This is a genomic window from Ehrlichia canis str. Jake, from assembly GCF_000012565.1.
In the GTDB taxonomy this organism is placed as follows: Bacteria; Pseudomonadota; Alphaproteobacteria; order Rickettsiales; family Anaplasmataceae; genus Ehrlichia; species Ehrlichia canis.
This window is the reverse complement of record NC_007354.1, coordinates 477,593-495,561: the sequence shown is the minus strand read 5'-3', so window position 1 is coordinate 495,561 and position 17,969 is coordinate 477,593. Positions and strand designations below refer to the sequence as shown.

The 17,969-nt window shown below is 28.4% G+C and carries 13 protein-coding genes, 2 tRNA genes, 1 other RNA gene and 1 pseudogene; 12 read left to right on the top strand and 5 right to left on the bottom strand.

Going from position 1 to position 17,969, the window contains the following annotated elements:
• Window positions 1-379 precede the first annotated feature (379 nt).
• Window positions 380-523: pseudogene (locus tag ECAJ_RS05020) on the top strand (pantetheine-phosphate adenylyltransferase); the annotation flags it as partial.
• A gap of 114 nt (window positions 524-637) precedes the next feature.
• Here ECAJ_RS05020 and coaD read toward each other — a convergent pair.
• Window positions 638-1,126 (bottom strand): pantetheine-phosphate adenylyltransferase, encoded by a 489-nt coding sequence (coaD, locus tag ECAJ_RS01725; protein ID WP_011304451.1) that lies wholly within the window; start codon window positions 1,124-1,126, stop codon window positions 638-640.
• 172 nt (window positions 1,127-1,298) lie between these two features.
• Between coaD and ECAJ_RS01720 the strand changes: the two genes are divergently transcribed.
• The 8 genes from ECAJ_RS01720 (at window position 1,299) to ECAJ_RS01690 (ending at window position 7,582) form a co-directional block, all read left to right on the top strand.
• A tRNA-Phe gene (locus ECAJ_RS01720) sits at window positions 1,299-1,371 on the top strand.
• A gap of 90 nt (window positions 1,372-1,461) precedes the next feature.
• The gene (locus tag ECAJ_RS01715; protein WP_011304450.1) at window positions 1,462-2,427 is read left to right on the top strand and encodes a glutamine amidotransferase-related protein; all 966 of its coding nucleotides are present in this window, start codon (window positions 1,462-1,464) and stop codon (window positions 2,425-2,427) included.
• A gap of 1,013 nt (window positions 2,428-3,440) precedes the next feature.
• Window positions 3,441-4,715: a proline--tRNA ligase gene (proS, locus tag ECAJ_RS01710; RefSeq protein WP_011304449.1), complete on the top strand. Its 1,275-nt coding sequence runs from the start codon at window positions 3,441-3,443 to the stop codon at window positions 4,713-4,715.
• The gene (locus ECAJ_RS01705) at window positions 4,712-5,092 is read left to right on the top strand and encodes a holo-[acyl-carrier-protein] synthase (protein ID WP_011304448.1); all 381 of its coding nucleotides are present in this window, start codon (window positions 4,712-4,714) and stop codon (window positions 5,090-5,092) included. Before proS ends, ECAJ_RS01705 begins: the two co-directional genes overlap by 4 nt.
• Before the next feature lie 966 nt (window positions 5,093-6,058).
• Window positions 6,059-6,131 (top strand) — tRNA-Asn (locus ECAJ_RS01700).
• A 94-nt stretch (window positions 6,132-6,225) separates the two neighbouring features.
• Window positions 6,226-6,562: a transfer-messenger RNA gene (gene ssrA, locus ECAJ_RS04935) on the top strand.
• A gap of 23 nt (window positions 6,563-6,585) precedes the next feature.
• Window positions 6,586-7,059 (top strand): ClpXP protease specificity-enhancing factor SspB, encoded by a 474-nt coding sequence (locus ECAJ_RS01695; RefSeq protein WP_011304447.1) that lies wholly within the window; start codon window positions 6,586-6,588, stop codon window positions 7,057-7,059.
• Window positions 7,060-7,228: 169 nt separating this feature from the next.
• Window positions 7,229-7,582, top strand: coding sequence for a DUF2793 domain-containing protein (locus ECAJ_RS01690; protein WP_011304446.1), 354 nt, complete (start codon window positions 7,229-7,231; stop codon window positions 7,580-7,582).
• Between the two features lie 62 nt (window positions 7,583-7,644).
• Here the strand turns inward: ECAJ_RS01690 and topA are convergent, their stop codons facing one another.
• The 3 genes from topA to ECAJ_RS01675 form a co-directional block, all read right to left on the bottom strand.
• Window positions 7,645-10,107, bottom strand: coding sequence for a type I DNA topoisomerase (gene topA / locus ECAJ_RS01685; protein WP_011304445.1), 2,463 nt, complete (start codon window positions 10,105-10,107; stop codon window positions 7,645-7,647).
• 409 nt (window positions 10,108-10,516) lie between these two features.
• A complete protein-coding gene (locus tag ECAJ_RS01680; protein ID WP_011304444.1) occupies window positions 10,517-11,917 on the bottom strand; it encodes a bifunctional ADP-dependent NAD(P)H-hydrate dehydratase/NAD(P)H-hydrate epimerase in 1,401 nt (466 codons plus the stop codon).
• Window positions 11,918-12,005: 88 nt separating this feature from the next.
• Window positions 12,006-12,305, bottom strand: coding sequence for a DUF2671 domain-containing protein (locus ECAJ_RS01675; protein WP_011304443.1), 300 nt, complete (start codon window positions 12,303-12,305; stop codon window positions 12,006-12,008).
• A 235-nt stretch (window positions 12,306-12,540) separates the two neighbouring features.
• Here ECAJ_RS01675 and ECAJ_RS01670 point away from each other — a divergent pair, with 235 nt between their 5' ends.
• The 3 genes from ECAJ_RS01670 (at window position 12,541) to cutA (ending at window position 16,237) form a co-directional block, all read left to right on the top strand.
• Complete coding sequence (locus tag ECAJ_RS01670; RefSeq protein WP_011304442.1) at window positions 12,541-13,200, top strand: O-methyltransferase; 660 nt, start codon at window positions 12,541-12,543, stop codon at window positions 13,198-13,200.
• Between the two features lie 133 nt (window positions 13,201-13,333).
• Complete coding sequence (locus tag ECAJ_RS01665) at window positions 13,334-15,808, top strand: response regulator (RefSeq protein WP_011304441.1); 2,475 nt, start codon at window positions 13,334-13,336, stop codon at window positions 15,806-15,808.
• A gap of 108 nt (window positions 15,809-15,916) precedes the next feature.
• Window positions 15,917-16,237, top strand: a complete 321-nt coding sequence (gene cutA, locus ECAJ_RS01660) for a divalent-cation tolerance protein CutA (RefSeq protein ID WP_011304440.1) — start codon at window positions 15,917-15,919, stop codon at window positions 16,235-16,237.
• A 522-nt stretch (window positions 16,238-16,759) separates the two neighbouring features.
• Here the strand turns inward: cutA and ECAJ_RS01655 are convergent.
• On the bottom strand, window positions 16,760-17,608 hold the full coding sequence (locus ECAJ_RS01655; RefSeq protein WP_011304439.1) for a 4-(cytidine 5'-diphospho)-2-C-methyl-D-erythritol kinase: 849 nt from the start codon (window positions 17,606-17,608) through the stop codon (window positions 16,760-16,762).
• Window positions 17,609-17,969: the final 361 nt, after the last annotated feature.

The following is a 17,969-nucleotide window of genomic DNA, read 5'->3' as shown; positions in this document are numbered from 1 at the left end:
TGTAAAAAAACTTCTTATCACTTTTTAATACAGCTGTAAACTCAACTTTTCTAAAGTACAAAAATTTTTTTAAGCACATCACTAAAAGTTTCGCAATGTAATTTTATATAATCACATAAATTTAAATCAGAATATATAATAATCTATTTCTATAATCTTGATAAGTTTCAGAAGCATTACAAATTAATAATACAACACCACCACTTCATAATAAGTTTAATATACCTCATATTATGTTAATTATAATATAATCATATAAAAACATATTGTTGACCAAAGCTTGTGCGAAGCTATATTAACATTATTGTTCATCTGTTAACTCTAGTCACAATCGTTAGTTATATAGTAGAAATTACGCTTTTCAATAATTCATTGCGATTTTGCTCAAGAAAACAATGCATCTGTAATTATCAGAGGATTGAGGACTGTTTCTGATTTTGATTATGAATTTCAAATGAGTTGGGTAAATTACAAGCTTACTCCTCAAATCGAAAATATATTCTCATCAGCTTCAGAAAACACTTAAATATCTAATCTTCAAAATGACATACCACCAAACAATTTAATATTTTTACTATATTCTACTATAAGAAATTATAGTGAAACATTTTCATTTACTTAAAAAGAACAAAAAAAATTAATTAGAATTCTGGTAGAAATTCTTTAAATACTTTTGCACACTTATAGGAACAAAAGCATTAATATCTCCATTAAGACGTGCTATCTCTTTAACAAAACTTGAAGAAATAAATTGAGTATCCTCTGAAGCTGGCAAAAATATAGTTTCTATTTGAGGAGTAAGCTTGTAATTTACCCAACTCATTTGAAATTCATAATCAAAATCAGAAACAGCCCTCAATCCTCTGATAATTACAGATGCATTGTTTTCTTGAGCAAAATATACTAACAAACCATCGAAAATTATAGTTTCTACTGCTATATTTAACAACTGTATTTCATGTTGTATTAATTCCGCACGAACTTCAGCAGAAAAAATTGTATTTTTTACACAATTTTTAGCAACACCTATTATTAATTTATCAACCAAGTTATAAGCTCGCTTTATAATGTCAATATGACCAAAAGTAATTGGATCAAAAGTACCAGGATATATACCTACTTTCACATCAAATTATTAGTTTCATAAAATCACATTGTATCACAATCCTTGCATCAATTTAAGATTATATTTTCACTTGAATAACTAACATTTATAACATATAATTCATAGGCTTATGTTAATTTATAGACTTGTATTAGCATATCATAGATGTCACTTTTATAGTACACTGTATGCTGGCTTGATAGCTCAGTCGGTAGAGCAAAGGACTGAAAATCCTTGTGTCGTTGGTTCGATTCCAACTCAAGCCACTTGTCACGCACTCCCTATGTTCAGAGTTTAGTTAAGTCTTTGTGGCATGTTATTTATAAACTAATAAGTTATTATTTTATGGAGACTCAATGCGTTATTTTGTATTAATATTGCTCTTTTTATTTTCTACATCAGCAATTGGATTAGAAGTAGCATCAAATAAAATGATTGTTGGACTAGTACGCACAGCAAAAGAAACTTACCCGGAAGAATGGACATTTTCAAACAACATTGCAGAAATGTTAGAAAAATTAGGAGCAGAAGTTATACTATTTGATTACAATACAATAGTAGACTTCAAAAAAATAAAAAACGAATCGTTAGAAGAAGCTAAAGATGACATTTCACTTCTCGCAAAAATAGAATCAGATAAAATTCAAGATGCTGTTCATAACTTTATCAAAGAGAATAAGATTAATAGAATATTCATTCCAGGAAACTATTACAATGTAGACACTGAACCTTACCCACCAACTCCAAACAGGCAACTTGTTACTAACGCAATAGTAAAAATTGTAGAAAGTAACCCAAAAATTCATTTAATAGGGGTATGTGGAGGATTACAAGGCATAATGCACGCAGTTGGTGTAGAAGTAATTCGAGTGAAAAAGATCGTTACATCTAAAGAAGCTGTAGAAGCACATTCGATTTCAATGCCAGACCCACACAGAAAAAATGTCGGCCTTCACAGGTTAAGAGTTGCACCTGGCAGTAGATTATCAAGTATTGTTTCTAAATATGTTAAGCCAGATGATAATGGGTGGATTGCAATATATTTCCCAGATGCACATGGAGGTGTAGTAAATAATAGTCAAGAAAACATTAAAAAAATAGAATCTCTTGGGTATAAGATAGTAGGATTCTCTGATGACGGCATTATCGAAGCAATTGAAGATAAATATGGAAACATTTTGTTTCAAGATCATCCAGAAGCTTTAGCAATTAACGCAATAAAAGGATCTGAACAAGATGTTAAAGATGATAATGATGTCAAAAGACGCCAAGCAACATTATCAGCAATTGCAATTATAAACGATTTTCTTTATAGAAACTAATAAGTTTGCGCAAATACACCTATATATTTTATGCAAGTGTATGTACAAAATTAAGTATATAAAACACTAAGTTATTACTGCTAGCTATAATGATATAACATGCTATGCACAGTTTGTAAGTATACTATGCATTTTATTCACAAACCTATATATCAAAAATTTATGCTAGGTAATACTAACAACAAAAACTAAGAGTTCCAATATGTTATGTTTAGTTTATAGTGACTCTTTATATTTTTTAACTCTGTAAAAATAGGCACAGGTTATGTAAAAGTTAAAAACATTATGTTAGTATACTACTAACTGTAAAACTAACTCTAATGTGATAGTTTGTAAGTATAATAACGTATCTTTAGTCTCATAAGCATAAATATAATAGGAATTACATTATGTTAATGTACTGACTATTAATATAAAACTAAATATAACACGCGATGCTTAGTGCTACACCTTTAATTACACAAGTATAAACACAGACTATTTAGTGTACAAAATATTACTAGTATAGCTACAAACACTTAAAAATATAAACGGCTATTTTATAATACAAATTATATAAGAATTCAAAATATGATGTTACTCATTAGAAAAACTCACCTAATAAGTGATGCCTAGTTCTAAACTTTTTAATATGCTTGGTTTGTAATTATAATGCACTCTTCAACTAGTAAACATAAGGATAGTTCATGTCAGTGTTCAAAACCTTATGTTATATATCATATTATCATTCATGAAAAAACAAGTAAGATTTTTATTTGCTGTGTAGCAAGTTATAAATATTGCAATAACTTCTTCCATAAATAATTTTCGAATAAAATTATTATGCTAACATTATTCGACTAAATATTATAGCTATAGAAGTGCTTAATATTGATTTTATTATCATAGTCACTTATTAACTTAAAATAAATAAAAGCACTCAATTCATTATTACTTAACGTTGACTATCACAATTGACTATTAAAAATATATATGATATCTGTGCTACAATTTATATTTAACTAATATCTTTAATGCGTTTATCCAACTACTATATACCAACATTAAAAGAAACATCAGCTGACGTATCAGTAGTATCACATAAGTATTCAATACGTGCAGGTCTCATTAAACAGATTGCTTCAGGAATATACACTTGGCTTCCACTCGGCCTAAGAGTATTAAGAAATATAGAAAATATTGTTAGAGAAGAGATGAATAAGTCAGGAGCCCTAGAAGTGCTGATGCCATTAATACAACCAGCAAGTTTGTGGAAAGAGTCAGGTAGATATGATGACTATGGGTCTGAAATGCTACGCATTACAGATAGGAACCAAAGAGAAATGCTTTTTGGACCAACTCACGAAGAAGTTATTACTGATACATTAAGAACAACATTAACAAGCCATAAAAATCTACCCATTACTCTATACCAAATACAATGGAAATTTCGCGATGAACTACGTCCAAGGTATGGTATAATGAGATGTAGAGAATTTTTAATGAAAGATGCATATAGCTTTGACAAAGATTTAAGTGGTGCTATCTTATCATATAATTTAATGTTCAAAACTTATATAAAAATTTTTAAAAATCTAGGTTTAACTCCAATAGCAGTCAAAGCAGAATCAGGACCAATAGGTGGAAATTTAAGCCATGAATTTCACGTATTAGCAAACTCTGGAGAAAGCACTCTATATTATGATCAAGAAATCATAGAGCTAATGAATAGTGACAATATTGACATTGAAAGAATAAAAAACACTTACACTGCAGCAGATGATATGCATGATCCTCAAACTTGCCCTATTCCACCAAATAACATCAAAACAAGTAAAGGAATAGAGATAGGACATATTTTCTATCTTGGAGATAAATATTCAAAACCAATGAATGCAAATTTTTGTGACAATAATGACAGCAAACCTCTACAAATGGGCTGCTATGGTATAGGAATATCAAGGTTAGTAGCAGCAATAATTGAAGTCTTTCATGATAACAAAGGTATTACATGGCCAGAGGAAATATCACCTTTTAAATTCTCTTTAGTTAACTTATATTCATCAAATGACAAATGCATAAAAGTCGCAGAAAATTTACACATGCAATTACATAATGATGTACTATATGATGATACAGATGACAGTCCTGGAATAAAATTAACAAGGACAGATTTATTAGGTATGCCATGGCAAATTATTATTGGCAAATCAACAGTAGAACAAGATCTCATTGAAGTAAGGAATAGATCAAATAAGGACAAATTTTTAATCTCTGTAGAGCAATTTTTAAAAAAATTTAAGAAATGATACTAGGTGTTGGTACAGATATTGTTTATATTCCACGTATATCAAATCTGTGGAAAAAGTTTGGTATTAAGTTCCTTACTCGTGTGTTTAACCAGAAAGAAATAGAAGATAGTTATAAATACACAAATTTTGATGCACAAGTGAGACACTTCGCAAAACGTTTCGCAGCAAAAGAGGCGTACGTTAAAGCTTTAGGAACAGGGTTTGGCCAATCTATCAAAATGTCAGACATTGTAATATTAAACAATCCATATGGGAAACCACAAATTACTGTCAGTAATAGTAATCCAATACATAAAATTGAATTATCAATCAGTGATGAAAAAGACTATGCTATTGCCTTTATAGTCATATATAATGCTAATATAAAACTATGAAGAAACACAGTTATCAAATCAAAACATGCAAATCATTAGTATTGATTAGCAAATACTATACGATATTATTATTTCTAGTATTTACTTATTATTATAAGTAAATTATAGATTTGAAAAAATAAAGAAATTCAACTCACTATTGTTAACAATTCTAATCTCAATTAATTATTGAAAATATATAATACACATAGCTTACAAATTTATCTAATCAATATCTTTAATACACTCAACAACCAACTACAACTAACATTAAAAGAAATATTACGATATGCTCACTAGTACTACATCAACTGAGATGTAGAATTTAAAAACATGTGCTATGTAATACAATATCATGTTTTATCACAATTATATTATTATTTTAGAATAATTGAAGAGATAAATACACAAGTAAACCGTTCAATATAATGAATAGTGTTATGTAACGCAATGTTTTTTATGTACAAAATAAGCATAGTACAAAAAACTATTGTGTCTGAGCATATAAAGCTGCGACACTAGTGTCAAAAAAAAAAAAAAAAAAAAAAACTAAAGTAATATGAAGAATATTTCACAAAATTAAATTCATATTTAATATGCAAGTTACTATTAAAACACTTAATCAACTATTTCACAAATAACTAACTATTCTATAAGTAAAATTCTACACAAATTAATAAACATCTAGAAAATCAAAAAATAAGATTTTTTACCTATCTGTATAAATAATAACAATATATAGAATATATGTGTTATATATATCAACCAAAACAATATTCTATTATCAAATATATAAAATCAAGATATCAGTCATTACTTCAAATAAATTATAAGATATTACTTGTGTAGCATTTACACATAAAATTAATATTATCATATAACTTAAGAAATTTATTACTTTTAAGAATTTCATATTTAAGTATTACAATTATTATTAAATTTTTGTTGCATATAAGAAATACAGTATGTATATTTATAGATATCTTTTCCTCGGTAGCTCAGTTGGTAGAGCACTTGGCTGTTAACCAATAGGTCGCTGGTTCGAGTCCAGCCCGGGGAGCTTTTCTAATTTCTACAAAATTTTTTTTTTTAAGTCCTAAGTATACTAGTATTAGTTGTATTACATTACTGTCTTTTATAGCGTGATATATAAATGTATTGACTTATAGAAATATAGTATTATAATTACTACCGTGTTTTAAGCACTATGGCAATAAAGGCATCTTAAAATAGATGTATTGGACCCGAGGGCAGTGCTCGGCATCTCCACTTATTACTATGGGGGTGAAACAGGATCGACATGCATAGTAAAGGGGATAGTTTTTGCCCGGTGAGAAAGCAGCCGTTTAAATGCTCAAAATTTATAAGTGCAAACGATAATTTCGTTTTTGCAAATGACAATAATAGCAGTGTTGCTGGCTTAGTGGCTGCTTAGTTTTGTCATTAGCGCGGTTTTTTAGAGGGTTTCCCGGGCAACAGAAAAATCCTCTTTTTTTATGATCAAAAAGTTATTTATGAGTAATGCAATAGACTATCAAAAACTCATGCACTCTGCTATGTGCACTGTTGTAAAAAATGCTTTGACTGTCATAGCTCATTCAGAACATTCAACTAATGTACACATTGCTATATCCTTCTTAACTAATTATAAAGGAGTGACATTACCTGATCATATAAAAGAGAACTATCCACAAGAAATTACTGTAATATTGCAGCATCAATTCAGAAGTCTACAGGTATTTGACAATAGTATCAGTGTAATATTGAGTTTTAGAGGTCAAGAAGAAACAGTTGTTATACCATTTCATTCTATTATCAAATATATAGATGTTTATCAAGGCTTCGTACTTGATCTTGAACAATATATGAGCAACAACATTGAAGAGGCTGATAATTATGATTACGATACTGATGACAAGAATGAAGAAAGTGATCAGCAAAACAACCAAGACAATATTATCTTTATAGATACATTTTTAAAAAAATAAAGTTTTTGTGCTTTACTACACTAAATCTACTAGTGTATTATGTTAAATGTTCAATCCTTTTCAAGTACACTTAATGAAGCAGTCTAAACTTTAGATTTTGATAAAAGCTTCATTTCATGTGTATCACAATACACTCAACTATCTATACATTTTTTAATGAGACAAATATATGATGACACAATCTGTAAATCTTAAATTTGATTTAGTAATGCACAATCAAGCACATAAAGAAATTACTGTCAATGAAGCTTTAATAAAAATAGATATGCTCATGAACAATTGTATTCTAGAATTACAATGTAATACTCCAATAAAAGAAATATCTTCTGGAGATATGTATATTATTGGGCCAACACCAACGATTCAAGAATGGAAAAATAAACAAAACTATGTAACATATTACTACATTAACCAATGGTATTTTATACAACCAAATACAGGTTTAACTTTATGGATAAAAAGTAGAAATCAACTTTATACATATAACAATAACCAATGGATACCTAGCTACAGCAATTCATAAAATACAATAACTTTAAATCTCATGTGACAATCTCAAAGTAATTTCTTAACTCACACTTATTATCATTTTTTCTCTGATATAAGCTTCATAGCATCTGATAAAGACATTTGCTCAACATCTGTACCCTTCTTTAAAGCAACATTCAATTTATCATATTTTAAATAGAATCCATACCTTCCCTTACATAATAATACTTCCTTATTATCTTCAGAAATGCCTAGAGATCTTATAACACCATTAGTAGAACTATTTGCAATAATGTCAATAGCATCTTCAAGCTTAACATCTAAAAAGTTAGATTCATTTTTTATTGAAAAATATTTACCTTCATATAATATGTATGCACCAAATTTACCAAGTCCTAATTTAATTTCCTTACAAGTCTCCGGATGTGTACCTAAACTTATAGGTAAATTCAATATCTTTTCTGCCATTTGTAAATCTAATAAATTAGCATTCATATTTTTTGGTATAGCAGCACGTTTACCATTTTTATCACTACCAATTTGCAAGTAAACTCCATACGGACCTTTCTTAAGATATATCTCTTGACATGTAGCAGTATCAATCCCTAAAACTTTAGGATATTGCACATTGTCCACATCATCAACAAGATCACCACCAACATTTTTTGTATACTTGCATTCTGGATATCCAGAACATCCTAAAAAAATACCATTCTTACTAATATTAAGACCTAGTGTACCATCATTACATGCAGGACATACTCTCCCTGTTTCAGATTTATCAGAAGAAAAAATATAATTCTCCATCTCACAACTAATAACTTTTAATATTTCAGTAAATTCTAACTTTTTCACTGAATTAACATTATCAATAAATAGAAACCAAAATTTATGTAATACTTTCTTCCAATTAATTTTCCCATTAGAAATTAAATCCAGTTCTTCTTCAAGATCAGCAGTAAAATCATATTCCACATAACGACTAAAAAAATTCACAAGAAAAATATTTACTATTCTACCCCTCTCTGTTGGAAAAAACTTCTTTTGATTTAATATAACATATTGTCTATCCTGTAATACAGAAATAATAGAAGCATAAGTAGAAGGCCGGCCTATTCCTATTTCTTCCATTTTTTTCACTAAACTTGCTTCATTATATCTAGCAGGAGGAATAGTAAAATGTTGATGAGGTATAACCTCATTTAAAGGACATTCATCACTTACTTGAAGTAACGGTAACATATTATTCTTATTATCATCATCTTCATTATGACCATATACTTTATAAAATCCATCAAAAAATAAGGAAGATCCTGTAGCACGCAACGTTACTACTTTATCAGATGATGCAAGTTCTACAACAACCTGGTCAATAATAGCAGAATTCATCTGACTAGCAACAGTCCTTTTCCATATCAAATCATAAAGCTTGAGTTGTTCTGGTGTCAGATAATTTGATAAGCTATCAGGAGTTATCGTAATATTTGTTGGCCTAATTGCTTCATGTGCTTCTTGAGCATTTTTTACTTTTTTAACATATTTGCGAGCAGATGCTGGCAAATACTCTTTACCAAAAATAGAAACAATAATACTACGAATATGATCCAATGCTTCATCTGCAATATAAAAACCATCAGTTCTCATATAAGTAATTAGTCCAACAATTTCTCCGCCAACATCAATTCCTTCATATAGCTTCTGAGCAATAAGCATAGTATTTTTTGCAGTAAATCCAAGCTTTGTTGAAGCTTCTTGTTGTAAACTCGAAGTAATAAAAGGAGGATAAGGATTACGTTTTGTATGCTTTTTCTCAACTTTTACAACAGAATAATTACGAGACTTTACTTCCTCCGCTAGTCTCTTAGCATCTTCTTCATTTTTAATATCAAATTTCTCTAACTTTTTACCAGCATAATAACTTAAAAATGCAGAAAACTGTTTTCCTTCTACATTCTGACACTTAGCTTCAATATCCCAATACTCCTGTGTGACAAATTTTTCAATATCACTTTCTCTATCACATATTAATCTCAAAGCAACAGATTGTACCCTACCAGCAGACTTACTACCTGGAAGTTTCCTCCATAATAAAGGAGATAATGTAAAACCAACTAAATAATCCAATGCTCTACGTGCTTGCTGTGCATATACAAGATCCATATTTATGCTTCTAGGATGCTTTATAGACTCAAGAATAGCATTTTTCGTTACTTCATTAAAAACCATTCTATTGATTACAACATTATCATCAATTGCATTATTTTCCTTTAATACTTCTACAATGTGCCATGCTATTGCTTCACCTTCACGGTCTGGATCAGTTGCAAGATAAATTCCATGAGTTTCTTTACTAGCTACTTGAATTAACTTATTTACGTACTTTTCCGACTTACTAATTATTTCATAAGTCATAGCAAAATCCTTATCTGGATTTACAGAACCACTCTTTGCTGGAAAATCTCTTATATGACCAAATGATGCAACAACCTTATACTTGCTTCCTAAATATTTGCCAATAGTTTTTGCTTTGGATGGGGATTCTACTATAATTAAACTCATTTTACACCCTAAAATTTCTACTAAACAAAATTATCCCTGCTATGCTCTACACGAAAAAAAGAGATCAACACTATTACTAATGATAATTCTGAAAGAATTTTAAATTTATTGTAGAGGTACGCCAGAAAAAAAGAATGAGGTATTCTACATTACATATATTTAAAAAACACTTCATATCATATTTCATCACATATATTTAGTATTTTTTTTCTATTTTACAAGAATTATAATCACAACCATTTTATGCATTCACATCAACACTCTGAAAAATTTATAATGCTTTTATAACAAGTGAATTATACGTATTCTAATAATTTATAATAAAAAATACTAAAACAATAGAAAATACCACATTCAACACAATTCACGTAAGAATTATTTTTACAATATCAAAAAAAGAATTGTGACATTAATAATTTGAATAAAATAATTTTCCTAATATTTGTGGTATTTGAAGTATTATATCATCTGCAATTAACCCAATGCCATAATTTCTAGCACATTCTGCATGTATCCATACACCACAACATGCAGCACTAAGTGGAGTCATACCACAAGATAACAACCCACCAATAATACCAGATAACACATCACCACTACCTGCTGTAGCTAGATTAAATGGAGCATTGTTAACTACAACATTACCAATAGGATCAGCAATCACAGTATCTGGACCCTTTAACACTATAACAGCCTTTGATAAATTTGCAGCTTTTTGTACAACCTCTATTTTACTACCTGTTAAAAATGGAAATATACGCTTAAATTCTCCTTCATGTGGAGTCATGATAACATTATGCTTAATTTCAGAAAAAAGAGTTTCACAAGAATCAGCAAATACTGATATAGAATCAGCATCTAAAACACAATTTTTTTTACTGAGAACATCTACAGTACGTTGTTTAGTAATGTCACTTATTCCACATCCTGGACCAATTACAACAGATGTAACCCTATCGTCATTAATTACATCATCATAAAGCTTATACATAATTGAAGTCAAACAACTTGCATAAAATGCAACAGCATTACTGTCACAAGCAATGCTCACTATACCAGAACCTGTTCTCAAAGCAGCCATCGCAACAAGTTTTGAAGCTCCTATTGACTTATTACCAACAGAACACACCAATGTATATCCTCTCTTATATTTATTTACTGTATAGTCTAATTTTGGTATTTCATGTTTCCATAAAACAGGAGTATTATTACGTATTGCAACTCTACTATAATCAATGTTAATTCCAATATCTACAACATGTACTTTCCCAGAATAATCACAACCAGGAAATAAAATGTGTCCTATTTTTAACACAGAGAAAGTTATAGTAACATCAGCATGGATGGCACAGCCCATAATCTGCCCTGTATCACAATTTATTCCACTAGGTATATCAACAGCAACGATTACATTATTACTATCATTATTAATATACTTAAATATACAAGATAAATCTTCAGGTATATTACGCGACAACCCTATTCCAAATATGGCATCTATAATCAAACAACTTTGACAATTAACAATACTATTATACGTTAATGGAATAACCCAATCTTCATCTATATCAACATTACAATTATACAACATTAATATTACTGGCCATCCCTGAGCTTTTAACATCCTTGCAGCAGTAACACCATCTTTACCATTATTGCCAGGTCCAGCAATCACTGTAACAAACTGCTTAGGAAATAACTTAGATATAGAATCAGTTATAGCTTTTCCAGCTCTACAAATAAGCTCATCAACAACTATACCACAACTTTTTTCATAGGATATAACTTGTTGACTATTTAGTACTACCATATTTTCCAATTGACATACATTAAAGTAACATCATCAATAAGCTAAACACTACTTAACATTATGTATTACTAACAGCATTTCAAATTACTTAACACAAATTTGATTTATTCTTTTTTTTCTTGGTTTCAGCAGCAAATTTAATTCGTTCAAATTCTCTTCTTTTTTTATGCCAACCATATTGATACATTGCTATTTTATTTTCTATTAACGCTATGGTACCATCATAATATACAACCATATCCATACCCTTCTTCTGAGCTTCAAGGAATTTTTCTCTATACCTATCACGGTATGCAGGATCATTCAACACAGAATAAGTGCTGTTACTTGACTTATTAAAAGTATCTGATACTTGTTTCTTTATTACATCATGCGTGTAAAAGCTCATTGTTATTACTACCTCACCATATTAACTATATTATTAGTTCTTACATAACTATCTAATGATGTTAATTATATCATATAACCTTAATAAAACGATATAAAAAATATTGATATATCACGTTTTTTAAAAAAAGTGTTGTTAATTTGCAACTCAATAATATATTAACAATTGAACAAAAACTCAAATTAAATTACAATCAAGATTATACTACCAATTTTTATTTATATAAAATTGTTTTATGCGCGACAAAATATTAAACAAAAAATCACAGTATATTCACGATTTATTTTCAATTACAGATGAAGACGTTGTAGCAACACATCAACTGATAACCAGAGATATATCCTTAATGCAACTCAATCTTGCTGAAGGTCAAATACTACAATTATTAATAAAAATGAATAACATAAAATCCATAATAGAGATTGGAACATTTGTTGGATCATCTGCTATGTGCATGGTTAAAGCATTACCAGAAAATGGGTATATATATACTATAGAAAAAGATACTACAAACGCTGAATTAGCAAAAAGTAATTTTGAAAAATATAATTTATCTCATAAAGTAACAGTAATTAATGATACAGCAATATCAGCATTAAATAAATTAACTGATCTATCACCATTTGACATGGTATTTATAGATGCAAGTAAAGCAGAATATTGTAATTATCTAGATTGGGCAGAATTAAATATAAAAAAAAATGGGCTAATAGTTGCAGATAATACACTACTATTTGGGAATGTATATTCTAGCGATAATATCACAAAAAAAGTTCCTAAAACTACAATAGATAAGATGCTATCCTTTAACAAAAGACTGTCAGATAAAAACAAATACTTAACAACACTTCTTCCAACAGAAGAAGGTATGACAATTGCTCTCAAATTATTTTAAATATTTTTCACATTGAATATTAATAGAAAATTAAATTATGCTGTCACACTACATCAAGCAGTATAATATTCATATGGCAATATTAGATATTTTATATATCATTTATGACTAATAAATATTATTCTATTTTAACATGAGAAAAAGACATACAGACAACACACACGATAATAAAGTAGATTTTGTAATAAGAAGATACGGATTGTCAGTATGTAAATTATCTATTTTTTTAATAGCTCCATTACTATGTATATTAAGCTTATACATTTTTAACATATATGATAGCTACATCAATATCATTATTAATTGTATATTCACAAGCATAAGTATATTAGCAATATCAATACAACTAAGACAATACTTGCATATCATTGCGTCAATAGAATACCAAAACATGATTTTTGCCAATTCTCTAAACCATAATACTGAGTTTTGTTTAATAATAAAAAATGATGGCAAAATTATATACTCCGATGCAAGATTTTATGAAAGATTTATAAAAAATCAAGAAACAAAATTAAATCTATTTGACATATTAAAAATAGGTAATATTAGTGAACAAGAAATAGAAACATTCAAAAATGCACTTAAAAACAAGTTATCAATTAACACATATTTTTGTTTAAATACAAAAAACAAAATTTCTAACTTTACACTAATATTAGATCCAGTATCAGAAAATCCAGAAATAGAAATTAATTATTCAAAAAAGATAAACCTATTTTTTGCACCTCTTGCAAGACCTCAAGAATATTTTGTACTTAAAGCTATAAAAATTACTAAAGAACAAGTATATGAAAGATTAATTCAGAAGCATTGCGTGGGTGCATATTTACTCAATCATAGAGGAGTAATATTATCTGCAAATGATAGCTTTTTAAAAATGTTAGAACTAAATTCAATAGAAAATGGCACTACATTAACTAATTTCTTAGTCAAGGGCTATAATAAAGACAAAATCATAGACAATAATACAGTTACATTATCAACAAGTACAGGTATCAAATTCAAAGCACATATATCACAAGCTGCATTCTATGATAAAAACAACCATAGTTACATTTATGGACTCTTAACTCCAGTAAACTCTGATATTCTCAACTATCACTTACATCCATGTTTTACAGAAGCACCAATAGCTATTCTACAATGTAGCACAGATGGCAAGATCCTTAAATCAAACAACACACTAAAAAGGCTAGTTAAACACAGTAAAGATTATATTTTTGAATACATATTACCTTCATATAATAAAAAAATTAAAAAATACTTCCAAAATAACATTGTTAAAAACATGTCATTGGAAGCACAGCTTTATAATAACTTATATGTCAAAATTCATTTTAATAAATTTATACACCAGAATAACATGTTTATCATATGTTATATAACTGATAGTGAAGATCGTAAAAACTTAGAAATACAATTAGAACAATCGCAAAAAATGCAAGCTATTGGTCAACTTGCTGGTGGGATAGCACATGATTTCAATAATATTTTAACTGCAATAATAGGTTTTTGTGATTTGCTATTGATAAGACATACTGCAACAGATCCTTCTTTTTCAGACATCATGCAGATAAAACAAAATGCAAACAGAGCAACAAATCTAATAAAGCAATTACTTGCTTTTTCAAGGAAACAAACTTTACAACCTAAAATTCTTGATGTAAACAACATAATTGCAGATCTCTTACATATGATTAAGAGATTAATTAATGAAAGTATAGAACTAAAAATTCAATATGAACAAAACATCAACCTAGTCAAAGCAGATTTATGTCAACTAGAACAAGTAATTATCAATCTTGTAGTAAACGCAAGAGCTGCAATGGAAACAGGAGGACAATTAAGCATAAAAACATATAATACTAAAACAGATGCTTTAAAAATACTATTAAAAAACATGTTTTCTCCAGATAAAGAACAAATAGAAGATGGAGAATACGTAGCAATAGAAATTTCAGACACAGGATATGGTATGGAAGATAAAATCATGAAAAAAATCTTTGATCCATTCTTTTCTACAAAAGAAACAGCTTCTGGTATAGGATTAGGTTTATCCACAGTATATGGAATAGTAAAACAAACAGATGGATATATATATGTCAAAAGCACAGTAAATGTAGGTACTACTTTTATTATTCTTATCCCCACAGTGCATTTATCAAACAGTAACGATATAGAAATACCATACAATAAATATTCACAAGAAGTAAATAATGTAATACCACAAGTAAGCACTTCTACAACAATCTTATTAATTGAAGATGAAGATCCTGTAAGAATATTTGCAACAAAAGCATTAACTAAAAAAGGATTCAAAGTAATAGATATAAGTTGTGGAGATCAAGCATTAGATATTATCAATAAATACCCAATAGATATTGTTATCAGCGATGTAGTCATGCCAAAAATAAGTGGACCAGAAATTGTAGAACAAATATTAAAAGCCAAACCAGATATTCAAATTATTTTTATCTCAGGTTATGCAGAAGAAGTATTCAATAAGCACAGCAACATAGATGCAACAAAAATAAATTTTCTATCTAAACCTTTTACTCTTAAACAACTTACAGAAAAGGTATTAGAAATATCAGAACATTCATAAAAAACATTAAATTAATGCTTACACATCACAAAAAAATAAGTATAAATTCACAAAATTTGATCTATTCTATAATTATAACAATAATATCTGAACTATAGAAAACTACATATGACAAATATTTCTTTAATTTACACAACTACTCCTACTTATGAAGATGCATATCGCATAAGCAACATTTTACTAAACAATAAGCTAATAGCATGTGCTAATATATTCAACAATATTACATCAGTATATCTATGGGAAAACGAAATACATAACAACAGTGAATGTGCTATTATATTAAAAACAACAAATGACTTAGTTCACGCAGCAACTGATAAGATACAAGAAATTCATCCATACGATACACCTGCAATCATTACCATAGATCCAACCAATACAAATGACAAATTTACACATTGGATAAATGACTGCATTACTTTATAATACGCTTGAAAATGTTATAAACATTTAAGAGAATAACCATATTAGAACACTTCTATAATCATTATTACTTACAGATTCACAATCAAAATACTACTATGTTAGAAAAAATTAAAATATCAAATAAACTTACTACACATATTACAAAATAAATATTACTTATGGACTATAAATAATCGTAATAACCAATTTGTATTACAGTATTAAGTATCACATAAATTATCATTATATAAAAAGATTTAAGAAGTTTTGATCAATATACATAACTTATCAGCATAACATAACAATACAATTATTCTCACAGAACAAATCAATATGTCAAACTATAAATGATATACCTTCGTTATTGATCATGTAATGACCATACATATTTACAATCTGTTACCTAGAAAAGTTAAAATAACCTGATAGTAATAACTGATTATATAGCTATCATCACACAACCTACATACTCAATTCATAAAGTAATTATTTAGATCAATGATTGAACTCTCTATAGATTTACCAACAGAAAAATACTGAAAGTTAAAGTATTTTAGCATTAAATATTACCCAATCAGGACGTGTCATCCGCAAGTGCTTAGCTGCATTCTCAGCATGACTTAACTCATGAAACAATGCAAAACACGTAGCACCACTGCCAGTCATACGTGCAATAAAAACATTTTTTAATTTCTTTAATACAAATAATATTTCTTCTATTTCTGGAACAAAATTCAATGCTACATCTAGTAAATCATTCTTAGAATTATAAATCAATTCCATCCAATCATCTTGTTTAACAGGAAGTTTATCACATATTGAAGCAGAGAAATTATCACACTTATAATGATTAAAGACTTTTGCTGTACTTAATGACTTACCTCTCGGTGCAACAAGTATAATGTATCTCGGCAATAATAAATCAGGTAACAACAGTATATCTTCTCCAACTCCTTTAGCAAAAAGCGTTTTAGATTCTAAACATGCTGGAACATCACTCCCAACTTTTAACGCTAAATCTTGTAGCAATTTACAATCAATATTCCACATATTACCTAATAAACGTATGATGGCAGCAGCGTCAGCTGACCCACCTGCTAATCCTGCAGAAACTAAAATATTTTTTATCACATTTACAGAAATATTTGGACGTACAGAACTGTGCTTTAACAACAATTCTATTGCCTTATACACAGTATTATTATATTTACTAATCTTAAAATTTGAAAAATATACTCCCCTCTTTCTCCCATCAATATTAACTTCTAAAAGATCATAAACGTTAACAAAAACAAATAAGGATTCCAAATAATGATGTTGATCAATGCGTTTACCAGTAATATGCAAAAATAAATTAACTTTTGCTGGTGCTTTCACTAAAAATATTGACATAATTAAATTATCATTAATAATACGCTATACATTATTAATAATAAATACTACATAGATTGTAAAACATCTTTAGCAATTATTAAATAAAAAATTTTTTTTAAAAACTTTAAATACATATACACTGTAACAGTACACTAAATAAAAGCACTTATTTACAGAAACTATTCTCTATTTTATAATTTAAATCCTCTAATATTTTAATCAGATAACTTAAAATTTACTATACTGTGAAATACAAAAGTTAATAATAACATTTCAAAACTAGAAATAATATTCCATAATTCACAAACTAAAATACAGAAAAACACCAAGTAGATATCTATTACTTAATAATAAAAGTAAGGATTTTTCTTTTAAAGTT

Bases quoted from the DNA above. Each gene is read 5' to 3' on its own strand.
- ECAJ_RS01665 (WP_011304441.1), top strand. From the start codon at position 13,334: ATGAGAAAAAGACATACAGACAACACACACGATAATAAAGTAGATTTT.
- ECAJ_RS01690 (WP_011304446.1), top strand. From the start codon at position 7,229: ATGATGACACAATCTGTAAATCTTAAATTTGATTTAGTAATGCACAAT.
- cutA (WP_011304440.1), top strand. From the start codon at position 15,917: ATGACAAATATTTCTTTAATTTACACAACTACTCCTACTTATGAAGAT.
- ECAJ_RS01655 (WP_011304439.1), bottom strand. From the start codon at position 17,608: ATGTCAATATTTTTAGTGAAAGCACCAGCAAAAGTTAATTTATTTTTG.
- ECAJ_RS01705 (WP_011304448.1), top strand. From the start codon at position 4,712: ATGATACTAGGTGTTGGTACAGATATTGTTTATATTCCACGTATATCA.
- proS (WP_011304449.1), top strand. From the start codon at position 3,441: ATGCGTTTATCCAACTACTATATACCAACATTAAAAGAAACATCAGCT.
- topA (WP_011304445.1), bottom strand. From the start codon at position 10,107: ATGAGTTTAATTATAGTAGAATCCCCATCCAAAGCAAAAACTATTGGC.
- ECAJ_RS01715 (WP_011304450.1), top strand. From the start codon at position 1,462: ATGCGTTATTTTGTATTAATATTGCTCTTTTTATTTTCTACATCAGCA.
- ECAJ_RS01675 (WP_011304443.1), bottom strand. From the start codon at position 12,305: ATGAGCTTTTACACGCATGATGTAATAAAGAAACAAGTATCAGATACT.
- ECAJ_RS01680 (WP_011304444.1), bottom strand. From the start codon at position 11,917: ATGGTAGTACTAAATAGTCAACAAGTTATATCCTATGAAAAAAGTTGT.
- ECAJ_RS01695 (WP_011304447.1), top strand. From the start codon at position 6,586: ATGAGTAATGCAATAGACTATCAAAAACTCATGCACTCTGCTATGTGC.
- ECAJ_RS01670 (WP_011304442.1), top strand. From the start codon at position 12,541: ATGCGCGACAAAATATTAAACAAAAAATCACAGTATATTCACGATTTA.